This is a genomic window from Enterobacter sp. MGH 37 (genome assembly GCF_000534515.1).
In the GTDB taxonomy this organism is placed as follows: Bacteria; Pseudomonadota; Gammaproteobacteria; order Enterobacterales; family Enterobacteriaceae; genus Enterobacter; species Enterobacter kobei.
The window spans coordinates 433,012-445,442 of sequence record NZ_KI973206.1 but is presented as its reverse complement, the minus strand read 5'-3'; the positions used below and the strand labels follow the sequence as shown (position 1 = coordinate 445,442).

Sequence of the window (12,431 nt, the reverse complement as noted above, 5' to 3'; positions counted from 1 at the left end):
TATGATGCGCGTACTGTTTGCGATGCTGTTGCTGGTGGGCTTTGCGGTGAGTGCGGCCGAGCCGACCCAGACGTTTACGGACGATCTGAACCGGAAAGTGGTGGTACCGGTACATCCGAAACGGATCGTCTCGTTACACGATCTGGATATCACCATTCCACTGATTGAGCTTGGCGTACCGCCCGTGGCGAGCCATGGCCGCACGCGACCGGACGGTAGCCACTTTCTGCGGTCCAGCGGCATGTTGACCGGCGTCGACTTCGATAATTCCGACATCAAGTTTATCGGCACTGCCGATATCGACATGGAGGCCATCGCCGCGGCAAAACCGGACCTGATCATTACCGAACCGACCCGCAACACGCCGGTAGAGCAGCTGGAAAAGATAGCCCCGACGGTGAGTATCGATCATCTCGACGGCGGCGCGCCGGAGATCTACCGCAAACTGGCGCAGCTGACGGGCACGCAGGCGCGGCTCAAGGTTCTTGAACGCCGCTATCAGGAACAAATCAAGGCGCTGAAGGCGACTATCGACACACGCAAAATCACCGTGTCGGTGATTCAGGCTAATCAGGGGAAAATCAACGCCATGCACAGCTACCATTCGCTGGGGCGCGTCCTGCGTGATGCCGGGTTTACCTTCCCGCCGCTGATTGAGTCCATCCCGGAGGGCGGACGGATTGACGTCAGTGCTGAACGGCTGCCGGAGCTGGATGCTGATTTCGTTTTCGCTACCTGGCGCGGGGATACAGGCGGCAAACCGCAGGATGAGCTGGCAGCAATGGATGCGGTCATGCCCGGCTGGTGTCAGTTCCTGAATGCCTGCCGAACCGGCCACTATGTACTGATCTCGCGCGAAGAGGCCATCTCGAACTCGTTCGCCTCGTTAGGGCTCATGGCCGCGCAGGTGCAGTCGCAGATTGCCGGACGGCCTTTGCCGGAGGCGTCACGATGAGCCGAAAAGTCGATGTTTTCGGCGACCGCCTCCGCTCGCGGGCGCACCAGCTTACGCCGCGGCTGCTGCTGGTGGCGCGCTATATCAATGAAAATCGTGAAGCGGTGATGGAACAGACGGCGATGGAGATCGCGACGCTGCTTAAAACGTCGGATGCTACCGTCGTCCGCGCCATCCAGGCACTCGGTTTTGGTGGATTGCGCGATCTCAAGCAGACGCTGGAGCAGTGGTTTGGTCCGGTGGTGACCTCCAGCGAAAAGATCTCCACCACGGTGAATACGCTTACCAGCGACGTCAATGCGAGCATTGATTTCGTGCTGGAGGGGCACCAGCATACCTGTAACGTCTTGTCTGAACCCCACAACCGCCTCGCGATGGCGCAGGCGGTCTCACTGCTGGCTCAGGCGAGGCAGGTTGCCCTATTTGGTATTGGCGCGTCCGGGATTCTGGCCGAATACACCGCCAGATTGTTCAGCCGGATGGGACTCCCCGCCATGCCGCTCAACCGTACCGGGATAGGGCTTGCGGAACAGTTGATTGGGCTCCAGCGCGGCGATGTGCTGATCATGATGGCGCAAAAATCTGCGCATCGGGAAGGACAAACCACGCTGCGCGAGGCGAAACGCCTGGGGATCCCCACCGTTTTGCTGACCAATGCCACCGACTCACAATTCAGTAAAGAGGCCAGCGTGGTGATCCACGTCCCGCGTGGCGGAGAGAAGGGTAAAATCCCGCTTCATGGCACGGTGCTGCTGTGTCTGGAGATGATTGTTTTATCCGTTGCCTCCACCGAGCCGCAGCGCACCATTAAGTCGATGAAGCGTATCAATGAGTTGCATCGTGGGTTAAAGCCGGGGAAGAAAAGCGGTTAAAAACAGTCGGGGGTAACCCCGACTCGTTGATCACGCTTTAGGAATACGCAGCGTCTGGCCCGGGTAGATTTTATCCGGGCTGGAGAGCATAGGGCGATTGGCCTCGAAAATCTTGTTGTACTGGTTGGCATCGCCGTACACGGTTTTGGAGATGGCGCTCAGGGTATCGCCGGATTTTACCGTGTAGTAGGTAGCTTCATCTTTGGCATCGGTCGCGGTGATATTGTTCTCCACCTCGCTGACGCCCGCGATGTTCCCGACGGCGACCTGGATTTTCTCTTTCTGCTCCTGGGTCAGCCCGTCGCCCGTTACGCTGGCTTTGCCGTCGGTAACGTTAACCTGGACTTTGTCTGAACCGGGAATGTTGAGTTTCTTGAGGTGCTCGGTGATTTTGTCGCCCTGGCCTTTATGATCGGTCAGGTTATCCCACAGCTTTTCGCCTGCTTCTTTTACGAAGTTAAAAAGACCCATTCCATCCTCCTGTTAATCATGAAGTCAGAATAAGCATAGCAGTTGAGGTTTAAGGTGCTAAAAAAGCCCGGTGGCGCTAACGCTTACCGGGCCTACGGTTCAGGTTTTGTAGGCCGGGTAAACGCAGTGCCACCCGGCAAATTCCACGAACTTAAACCCCTTGCTCCAGAATACGGATGTGGGTCTCCAGCACGTCACCTTTCACCGCATCGCTCCACGCTTTCATATGTGCGGTCTGCAAATGCGCTTCAAGATGGGCGACGGTTTCCCACTGCTCAACCATGATAATGGAGTCTGGCGCGGTGGCCTGGAAGCTTGCGTCGGTAGCGGCGTCCACCATCGGCGCGTAGCCGTGGCAGCCTTCTTCTTTCAGTACGGTTGGGATAATTTTCGCGAACTGATCCAGCACCGCCTGACGGTGATGTTGACCTGGACGAGTACGGATTTCTGCGATTACTGTAAGCATGGTTACTACTCCTTTAATTCCAGGCTACCAGTTAAGCAAAAATTTTCGCGAGATGCTTGCGATATTCTGCGATATAGCTCGGGACGTCCGGCATTTTAATCACGTCGTTGACGATAAAGGTCGGCAGCGGATCCATCCCCAGGAACTGGTTCGCCTTGTGGAACGGCAGATACGCGCCGTCGACACCCACGCCTTCAAAGAACTGATCTTTTTCGGTGAAGGCTTCCAGAGGAGCGTTCCAGGTCAGGGAAAGCATATATTTTTTGCCCTGAATCAGACCGCCGGAACCGTATTTTTTCGACGCGTCTGAACGGGTGCGGCCGTCGCTGGCATACAGTGAACCGTGACCTTCGGTGAAGACGTCGTCCATGTACTTTTTCACCGTCCACGGTGCGCCCATCCACCAGCCCGGCATCTGCCAAATCACCACGTCGGCCCACAGGAAGTTCTGCACTTCCGCCTTCATGTCATACTCGCTGTCCGCACGCACGACCTTAACATCATGCCCGGCGTCGCGCAGGAAACCATCCGCGACCTCGGTCAGGGTGTCATTCAGTTGGCCTTTAGAGTGCGCAAATTCTTTTGCGCCGTTGATAATCAAAATGTTGCTCATTATTTGTCCTCGTGACTGAGAGTATGCCGGGTATTCTACGCGCGAGGACGGAGCGGAAAAATGAGCAAAATGTGCAAAGTCTTTTGCGTTAAATGCAATAATCTTTTACCAGCTGACGTTCACTTCGAAGCCGCCTTCAGGGGCGTTGCCCAGCGCGACGTGCATCCCGTGCAGGGCGGCGATGCGTTTCACAATGGATAACCCCAGCCCGCTTCCGGTGGCATCCTGACCTGGCGGACGGTAAAACCGCTCGCCGAGACGCGCCAGCGCATCGGGGGAAATACCCGGGCCGTTGTCGCGCACGGTAAAGCGACGCGCATCCAGCGTCACATCCACCACGCTGCCGCGCGGACTGTAACGGGTGGCGTTATCCAGCAGGTTACGTACCAGAAGGCTCAGGAGCAGTTGCTGACCCGTGCGCGTCACCTCTGGCGCGTTAATGTTCAGACGAATATCAATGCCCGCCTGCTGCGCCGGAGGGTAGATATCCATTACCGCGGACTGCAGCAAATCGGCCATCGCTATCTGTTCTACACCGTCCAGGCTGTCCAGCGAGTCCAGACGCGACAGCGTGAGGAGCTGATCCACCAGGCGGGACGCGCGATCGATGCCCGCGTGCAGCTGCGTCAGCGCTTTTTCCTGCGCCTGCGGATCGTCCTGAGAGAGCTGCGCCACGTCGGTTTGCACCTTCAGCGCCGCCAGCGGGCTGCGTAATTCATGGGCGGCATCGGAGGTAAAGCGGCGCTCGCGGGTCATCATCTCCTGGGTACGCGCAAAGAGATGATTCAGCGAGTCGAGCAGGGGGCGCACTTCCGCCGGTACGCCCTGGGTGGGCAGGGCATCGGTGGCATCCGGCGAGCGCGCGCGCAGGGTCTGTGCCAGCTTTTTCAGCGGTTTCAGTTCCCGACTCAGCAGGACAATAAGCAACAGCAGCATTACCGGCAGCGCCACCAGCCAAGGCGTCAGCTGTGAGCTGACGACGTCGAGCGCCATATCCTGCCGGTACTCCCACTCCTGGCCGACCACCACGCGGTATTTCCCGTCTGGCGAGGTCAGCCATAAAAAGCGCCATTCGTCGTTATCGTCCTGAAGCCGTCCGTCGTCAAAGCCGTCACGGCGATAGTGATACGGGATATCGCGGCCGTTTTCGCCGTCGTTCAGGATCATCGTGCCGTCTGAAGCGTAAATCGCAAAGGCCAGCGCGTCGTCGTCAAGATGCCCGTGTTTGGCTTTTTTCGGCACCTCTCGCATGCGCGCTGGCGCATGAAGCTCGTCCAGTTCCATCGTCAGCAGTCGTTTGGCAAACAGCATCTGCTGCGTATCGAACAGCTTATCCAGCTTGTGGGTGGTCTGCTGCCAGGCCACCAGGCTGGCGGCGAACCATGCCGTCAGAGAGAGGACTAAAAACAGCAGCGTCAGGCGCAGCTTCAGGCTCAATTTCATGCGTCACCCAGGGTATAACCGATGCCGTGTACGGTGCGGATAAAGTCGCTTCCGAGCTTGCGGCGTAAATGATGAACATGGACTTCGACGGCATTGCTGGAGACGTCATCGTCCCAGGTGTAGAGTTTTTCCTCGATCAGCTTGCGCGGCAGTACCCGGCCTGCGTTACGCATTAACAGCTCCAGCAGCGCGAACTCTTTAGGCTTAAGCGTTAACGTTTCGCCATCCAGCGTGGCGATAAGGCTCGCTGGATCGAGCGTGACCTTGCCGTGGCGCAGTTCGCTGCGCGTCTGGCCGTGGCTGCGGCGCACCAGCGCTTCAAGGCGGGCAGCCACTTCGATCAGGGCAAAAGGCTTACAGAGATAATCGTCCGCCCCGAGGCGCAGCCCTTCAACACGCTGGTTCAGCGCATCCCGCGCCGTCAGGATCAGTACCGGCTCGCTGTGTCCGCCTTCACGCCAGGCGCGCAGAATGTCCAGACCGTCAATTTCCGGCAGCGTCAGGTCCAGCACCACGGCATCATAGGGCGCGGAAGCGAGCGCGGCCTGCCCGGTTTTCCCCTCAGTAAACCAGTCAACGCTAAAGCCCAGTTTGCTTAAGCCCGCTTTGATGCCATCGCCGATGAGCTTGTCATCTTCTACCAGTAAAATGCGCATGTTCCCTCCTTGATGCCGCCAGTAAACCCTCTCTAAGCGGCTGGTGTACAGTAAAAATAAATAAATTTTCCCCTTAAGAAGTTGTTAAGGATTACCCTGTTTAATGGACTGCGAAACGACATTAAAGGGAGAGATTACGATGAAAAAATTCGCTGCAATTGCTGCCATCATGATGATGACCACCGCGCCGGTCTTTGCTGCTCAGGGCGGTTTTAGTGGCCCATCCGCCACGCCGGCCCAGACGCAAACTCAGCAGGGCGGTTTTGTCGATAACAACGCTAACCTCACCACCGCGGCTAAAGTGAAAGATCTGAAGGACGATGCCTGGGTGAAGCTGCGCGGGAACATTACCGAGCGCCTGTCCGATGACCGCTACACCTTCCGCGATGAGTCCGGTACGGTGGTGGTCGAAATTGACCACAAGCGCTGGAACGGCGTGACCGTGACCCCGCAGGATAAAGTGGAGCTGCAGGGTAAAGTCGACAAAGACTGGAACGAGTTTGAAATCGACGTGAAGCAGGTTATCAAGCTGAACAAATAACCCGAAAAGGGCCGCTCACCCGGCCCTTTTTCTTTGTGACTCAACTCGTCAGATAGGGTAGTATCTGCGGCAATATTGCCTGAAACCCATCGGTTTCTGAGTTGAGGAATCACACGTAATGAGCGATATGGCAGAGCGCCTCGCGCTACATGAATTCACGGAAAACGCCTACCTGAACTACTCCATGTACGTCATCATGGACAGGGCGTTGCCGTTTATCGGGGATGGCCTGAAGCCGGTTCAGCGCCGCATCGTCTATGCGATGTCCGAACTGGGGCTGAACGCCACCGCCAAGTTCAAGAAATCCGCCCGTACCGTTGGTGACGTGCTGGGTAAATACCATCCGCACGGCGACAGCGCCTGTTATGAAGCGATGGTCCTGATGGCGCAGCCGTTCTCTTACCGCTATCCGCTGGTGGATGGTCAGGGGAACTGGGGGGCACCGGACGATCCGAAATCCTTCGCGGCGATGCGTTATACCGAATCTCGTCTCTCTAAATATGCCGAAGTGCTGCTGGGCGAGCTGGGTCAGGGAACCGTTGACTGGGTGCCAAACTTCGACGGTACGATGCAGGAGCCGAAGATGCTGCCTGCGCGTCTGCCAAACATCCTGCTGAACGGTACCACCGGTATTGCGGTCGGTATGGCGACAGATATTCCGCCGCACAACCTGCGTGAAGTGGCGAAAGCCGCCATCACCCTGATTGAGCAGCCTAAAACGTCGCTCGACGAGCTGCTGGATATCGTTCAGGGGCCGGATTATCCGACTGAAGCGGAAATCATCACCTCGCGTGCGGAAATCCGCAAAATCTACCAGAACGGTCGCGGCTCCGTGCGCATGCGCGCGGTGTGGAATAAAGAAGACGGCGCTGTGGTGATCACCGCGCTGCCGCACCAGGTTTCCGGCGCGAAAGTGCTGGAGCAGATCGCCTCCCAGATGCGCAATAAAAAGCTGCCGATGGTGGACGACCTGCGCGACGAATCTGACCACGAGAACCCGACCCGTCTGGTGATCGTGCCGCGCTCCAACCGCGTGGACATGGAGCAGGTGATGAACCACCTGTTTGCCACCACCGATCTGGAAAAAAGCTACCGCATCAACCTGAACATGATCGGCCTTGACGGACGCCCGGCGGTGAAAAACCTGCTGGAGATCCTCTCCGAATGGCTAACGTTCCGTCACGATACGGTCCGCCGTCGTCTTAACCATCGTCTGGAGAAAGTGCTGAAGCGCCTGCATATCCTCGAAGGTTTGCTGGTGGCGTTCCTCAATATCGACGAAGTCATTGAGATCATCCGTACCGAGGACGAGCCGAAGCCGGCCCTGATGTCGCGCTTTGGCATCAGCGAGACGCAGGCGGAAGCGATCCTCGAACTGAAACTGCGCCATCTCGCCAAACTGGAAGAGATGAAGATCCGCGGTGAACAGAACGAGCTGGAAAAAGAGCGCGATCAGCTGCAGGCGATCCTCGCGTCCGAGCGCAAGATGAATAACCTGCTGAAGAAAGAGCTGCAGGCGGATGCTGATGCTTTCGGCGACGATCGTCGTTCTCCGCTGCACGAGCGCGAAGAAGCGAAGGCGATGAACGAGCATGACATGCAGCCTTCCGAGCCGGTGACCATTGTGCTGTCGCAAAGCGGCTGGGTGCGCAGCGCCAAAGGCCATGATATCGACGCGCCGGGTCTCAGCTACAAAGCCGGAGACAGCTTTAAAGCGGCGGTGAAAGGCAAGAGTAACCAGCCGGTGGCGTTTATCGACTCCACCGGTCGCAGCTACGCCATCGACCCGATCACGCTGCCTTCCGCGCGCGGCCAGGGCGAACCGCTTACCGGTAAGCTGACGCTGCCGCCGGGGGCGACGGTTGATCATATGCTGATGGAGGCCGATGACCAGAAGCTGCTGATGGCGTCTGACGCGGGTTATGGCTTTATCTGTACCTTTAACGATCTTGTGTCGCGTAACCGTGCCGGTAAAGCGCTGATTAGCCTGCCGGACAACGCTCGCGTGATGACGCCGCTGGTGATCGAGAACGAAAGCGATATGCTGCTGGCGATCACCTCCGCCGGACGCATGCTGATGTTCCCGGTCAGCGACCTGCCGGAGCTGTCGAAAGGGAAGGGCAACAAGATCATCAACATCCCGTCGGCGGAAGCCGCGAAAGGTGAAGATGGTCTGGCGCACCTCTTCCTGCTGCCGCCGCAGAGCACGCTGACCATTCATGTTGGCAAGCGTAAGATCAAACTGCGCCCGGAAGAGCTGCAGAAAGTGGTGGGTGAACGCGGTCGTCGCGGTTCGCTGATGCGCGGCCTGCAGCGTATCGACCGTGTGGAGATAGATTCACCGGCGCGCAGCAGCGCGGGTGACAGCGAAGAGTAGTCTCGTGATATCCCCCTCCGTCCGGAGGGGGAAGTTCAATAAAATTTCCCGTAAAATCGTTGTTAATTCGTGCGTTGCGATTAACAATACGCGCTCGTAATAAAGTCCTTACCTGGCCACAGGTGAAGTATAATTGTCAGCTGTTGGGGCTTCAGAGGTCGCTATGCTATATATTGTTCGTCTTATTCTTACCGTTATCTACTGTATTCTGGTCTGTGTTTTCGGCTCAATTTATTGCCTGTTCAGCCCGCGCAATCCTAAGCACGTTGCCACCTTCGGCCATATGTTCGGCCGCCTTGCACCGTTGTTTGGTCTGAAGGTTGAGAAACGCCTGCCTGAAGGGGCAGAGAACTTCGGTAATGCCATCTATATCGCCAACCATCAAAACAACTACGATATGGTGACGGCCTCCAATATCGTTCTGCCGCCGACCGTGACGGTGGGGAAAAAGAGCCTGCTGTGGATCCCGTTTTTTGGCCAGTTGTACTGGCTGACCGGTAACCTGCTGATCGATCGTAATAACCGCGCAAAAGCACACAGCACCATTGCGGAAGTGGTGAATCATTTTAAAAAGCGCAAAATATCCATCTGGATGTTCCCGGAAGGGACGCGTAGCCGTGGGCGTGGCCTGCTGCCGTTTAAAACGGGCGCTTTTCATGCCGCAATTGCGGCGGGTGTTCCAATTATTCCTGTGTGCGTTTCCAATACTTCGAATAAGATTAATCTTAACCGCCTGAATAATGGTCTGGTGATTGTCGAAATGTTGCCGCCTGTCGATACCAGCAAATACGGTAAAGACCAGGTACGCGAGCTGGCAGCACATTGCCGCGAGCTGATGGCTCAGCGTATTGCGCAGCTGGACAAAGAAGTCGCAGAAAGAGAAGCCGCCGGTAAGATTTAATCCGGCGTTAAAGGGAAAACGAATTCCCGCGTTGTTAGTCGTTTCAGATGGAGCTTATATGTCACTCAGTCGGCGTCAGTTTATTCAGGCTTCGGGGATTGCCCTCTGTGCGGGTGCGATGCCGCTGACAGCCAGCGCCGCCGGGCAGCAACAGCCGCTACCCATTCCGCCGTTGATTGAATCCCGTCGCGGCCAGCCGCTATTTCTGACGCTACAGCGCAGCCACTGGTCCTTTACCCAGGGCACGCGCGCGCAGGTATGGGGCATTAACGGGCGCTACCTCGGGCCAACCGTTCGCGTGTGGAACGGCGATGACGTTAAGCTCATTTACAGCAACCGCACCACTGAAAATGTTGCCATGACCATCAGCGGTTTACAGGTTCCAGGCCCGCTGATCGGTGGCGCGGCGCGCATGATGTCTCCCAACGCCGACTGGGCACCCGTCCTGCCGATCCGCCAGAGCGCGGCAACGCTGTGGTATCACGCCAACACGCCTAACCGCACGGCGCAGCAGGTCTATAACGGTCTGGCCGGGATGTGGCTGGTGGAAGATGAGGTCAGCAAGTCGCTGCCGATCCCGAACCACTACGGCGTGGATGATTTCCCGATCATTATTCAGGACAAGCGCCTGGATAACTTTGGCACGCCGGAGTACAGCGAGCCGGGGAGCGGTGGCTTTGTTGGCGATACGCTGCTGGTAAACGGTGCGCAAAGCCCGTATGTCGAAGTTTCCCGCGGTTGGGTGCGTCTGCGTTTGCTTAATGCCTCTAACTCCCGTCGTTATCAGCTGCAGATGAGCGATGGCCGCCCGCTCCACGTGATCTCCGGTGACCAGGGCTTTTTACCTGCGCCGGTCTCCGTTAAGCAACTGGCGCTGGCGCCGGGGGAACGTCGGGAAATTCTGGTTGATATGACCAACGGGGATGAAGTCTCTGTCACCTGTGGCGAAGCCGCGAGCATTGTTGACCGTATTCGCGGGTTCTTCGAGCCGTCGAGCATTCTGGTCTCCACGCTGGTGTTAACCCTGCGTCCAACCGGCCTGCTGCCGCTGGTCACCGATAGCCTGCCGATGCGTTTGCTGCCGCAGGAGATCATGGGCGGTTCGCCGGTGCGCAGCCGTGATATCAGCCTGGGCGACGATCCGGGCATCAACGGCGCGCTGTGGGACGTCAACCGTATCGACATCACCGCCCAGCAGGGCACCTGGGAGCGCTGGACGGTTCGTTCAGATATGCCGCAGTCGTTCCATATTGAAGGGGTGTCCTTCCTGATCCGTAACGTCAACGGTGCGATGCCGTTCCCGGAAGATCGCGGCTGGAAAGATACCGTCTGGGTGGATGGTCAGGTCGAACTGCTTGTCTACTATGGCCAGCCTTCGTGGCCGCACTTCCCGTTCCTGTTCCATAGCCAGACGCTGGAGATGATGGACAGGGGCTCAGTGGGGCAGATGTTGATCAACCCCGCGCCATAACCCCCTGACATTCCCGGTTCGCCGGGAATGTGTTATGCCCGCCAGAAAAAGCGCGAGAACAGAATCAGCACCGGGTAGATTTCCAGACGCCCTAAGATCATCGCCGCGCACATCAGCAGTTTTGCCCCTTCGGTTAAGGTGCCAAACGTTGATGCTGTCTCGCCAAAACCCAGTCCCATATTGTTGATACAGGCGGCAACCGTGGCGAATGACGTAAACAGGTCATAGCCCATCAGATTAAGCGCCCAGACAAAAAATCCGGTAATCATCACGTAGAGAAAAAAGAAGCTCCATACCGAACGCAGAACGCGTTCATTCACCACGCTTTTGCCCACCTTAATACTCAGCAGCGCGCGCGGATGGGCCAGCTGATTCATCTCCTGAATACTCTGCTTAAACATAATGAGAAAACGCAGCGCTTTGATCCCGCCGCAGGTCGAGCCGACGCAGCCACCAAAGAAGCTGGCGCTCAACAGTAAAAAGATGGTGTGGGCAGGCCATTGGGCATAGTCGGCCGTCGCGAGACCGTTATCGGTCATCATCGAGCTGGCAAGGAAGAATGCGTGTACCAGGCTATCCGTCGGGTTGTACATTCCCGCATGCCAGACCTGCCAGGCGGTGATGAGGATAATCACCGCGGCGGCACTGAGAAAGAATTTGACCTCCGGGCTGCGGCGGATCGGTTTCAGGGTGCGTCTGACAATGGCGACGTACCAGAGGGTAAAGTTAAAGGCAGAAAGCAGCGAAAAAGCCCCGGCAACCAGTTCAATTGCGTGGCTGTCATAAAAGCCAATGCTCTCGCTGCGGGTAGAAAACCCGCCCAGTGACACAGTTGAAAGCCCGTGACAGATGGCGTCAAAAACGGGCATCCCCGCCAGCCAGTAGGCCAGCGTGCAGGTCACGCCCAGCGCGAAATAGGTCAGCCACAGGGTACGCGCAGTATCGGCAAGCCGGGGCGTCAGGCGCTCCTCTTTGAACGGCCCGGGCATTTCTGACTGATACAGCTTCATGCCCCCGATGCCCAGCAGCGGCAGTACCGCGACGGCCAGCACGATGACGCCTAACCCGCCAATGAAGTTGAGCTGGGCGCGATAATAAAGGTACGACTTAGGCAGGGCGCTGACGTCCCCGATCACCGTTGCCCCGGTGGTGGTGATTCCGGACACCCCTTCGAAGAGCGCATCCGCAAAAGAGAGATGCAGACCATCATCCATCCAGAGCGGCATGGCGCTGATCACTGAAAACAGCAGCCAGAACAGCACAATGATCACGAAACCGTCACGGGTGCGCAGCTGTATGCCAGCGTGACGGGTCGCCCGCCAGGTTAACCCCCCGAGGCTGAAAAAGGTCAGAAACGTGGTTAAAAACGCAAAGTAGGTCCGCTCTTTGTGCAGCAGGGCAATGACCATCGGCGGCAGCATTGAAAGGCTGTACAGCAGAACCAGGAAACCGCAGAGGTGGAGCACAACCCGCAGTTGAGACACATGTAACGAATCGTTGAACTTCACACGGAAACTCCACGCCAGAATGCCTCCCGGCGGCAGAGAACCGGAGGCGTCAGGGGTAATTATGATGCAAAATTAACAGGGCGCTGTATTTTAACGACTTCCGCGATTTTATGTCTGCTTCCTGCATCCTTTTCTTCAAATTGGATGGATGAACAGC

At 57.2% G+C, this 12,431-nt stretch carries 12 protein-coding genes; 6 read left to right on the top strand and 6 right to left on the bottom strand.

From position 1 onward, the window contains the following. The first annotated feature begins 4 nt into the window (after positions 1–4). Both L383_RS09035 and L383_RS09040 read left to right on the top strand, forming a co-directional pair. Positions 5–955, top strand: a complete 951-nt coding sequence (locus L383_RS09035; protein ID WP_023331312.1) for an iron-siderophore ABC transporter substrate-binding protein — start codon at positions 5–7, stop codon at positions 953–955. After that, the gene (locus L383_RS09040) at positions 952–1,827 is read left to right on the top strand and encodes a MurR/RpiR family transcriptional regulator (RefSeq protein ID WP_014885250.1); all 876 of its coding nucleotides are present in this window, start codon (positions 952–954) and stop codon (positions 1,825–1,827) included. The genes L383_RS09035 and L383_RS09040 overlap by 4 nt, the downstream gene beginning before the upstream one ends. Positions 1,828–1,857: 30 nt before the next feature. On the opposite strand, the gene lysM is transcribed toward L383_RS09040, so the two are convergent. The 5 genes from lysM to qseB form a co-directional block, all read right to left on the bottom strand. Further along, positions 1,858–2,298, bottom strand: coding sequence for a peptidoglycan-binding protein LysM (lysM, locus tag L383_RS09045; protein ID WP_014885249.1), 441 nt, complete (start codon positions 2,296–2,298; stop codon positions 1,858–1,860). Positions 2,299–2,449: 151 nt separating this feature from the next. Continuing rightward, positions 2,450–2,764 carry a putative quinol monooxygenase gene (locus L383_RS09050; protein WP_008502984.1) on the bottom strand — a complete coding sequence of 105 codons (315 nt, stop codon included), beginning with the start codon at positions 2,762–2,764 and terminating at the stop codon, positions 2,450–2,452. A gap of 31 nt (positions 2,765–2,795) precedes the next feature. Then, a complete protein-coding gene (locus L383_RS09055) occupies positions 2,796–3,377 on the bottom strand; it encodes an NAD(P)H-dependent oxidoreductase (RefSeq protein WP_023331311.1) in 582 nt (193 codons plus the stop codon). Positions 3,378–3,482: 105 nt separating this feature from the next. After that, positions 3,483–4,820 (bottom strand): quorum sensing histidine kinase QseC, encoded by a 1,338-nt coding sequence (qseC, locus tag L383_RS09060; RefSeq protein ID WP_014885246.1) that lies wholly within the window; start codon positions 4,818–4,820, stop codon positions 3,483–3,485. Further along, positions 4,817–5,476 (bottom strand): quorum sensing response regulator transcription factor QseB, encoded by a 660-nt coding sequence (gene qseB / locus L383_RS09065; RefSeq protein ID WP_014885245.1) that lies wholly within the window; start codon positions 5,474–5,476, stop codon positions 4,817–4,819. Before qseB ends, qseC begins: the two co-directional genes overlap by 4 nt. Positions 5,477–5,615: 139 nt before the next feature. Between qseB and L383_RS09070 the strand changes: the two genes are divergently transcribed. The 4 genes from L383_RS09070 (at position 5,616) to ftsP (ending at position 10,766) form a co-directional block, all read left to right on the top strand. Beyond that, the gene (locus L383_RS09070; RefSeq protein ID WP_014885244.1) at positions 5,616–6,017 is read left to right on the top strand and encodes a YgiW/YdeI family stress tolerance OB fold protein; all 402 of its coding nucleotides are present in this window, start codon (positions 5,616–5,618) and stop codon (positions 6,015–6,017) included. Positions 6,018–6,135: 118 nt separating this feature from the next. Further along, entirely contained in the window at positions 6,136–8,394 is a 2,259-nt protein-coding gene (gene parC, locus L383_RS09075; protein WP_023331310.1) for a DNA topoisomerase IV subunit A, read from the top strand. A 163-nt stretch (positions 8,395–8,557) separates the two neighbouring features. Next, positions 8,558–9,295 (top strand): 1-acylglycerol-3-phosphate O-acyltransferase, encoded by a 738-nt coding sequence (gene plsC / locus L383_RS09080; protein ID WP_014885242.1) that lies wholly within the window; start codon positions 8,558–8,560, stop codon positions 9,293–9,295. Between the two features lie 58 nt (positions 9,296–9,353). Further along, positions 9,354–10,766, top strand: coding sequence for a cell division protein FtsP (gene ftsP, locus L383_RS09085; RefSeq protein WP_023331309.1), 1,413 nt, complete (start codon positions 9,354–9,356; stop codon positions 10,764–10,766). Positions 10,767–10,798: 32 nt separating this feature from the next. On the opposite strand, the gene L383_RS09090 is transcribed toward ftsP, so the two are convergent. After that, a complete protein-coding gene (locus tag L383_RS09090) occupies positions 10,799–12,274 on the bottom strand; it encodes a TrkH family potassium uptake protein (protein ID WP_014885240.1) in 1,476 nt (491 codons plus the stop codon). Positions 12,275–12,431: the final 157 nt, after the last annotated feature.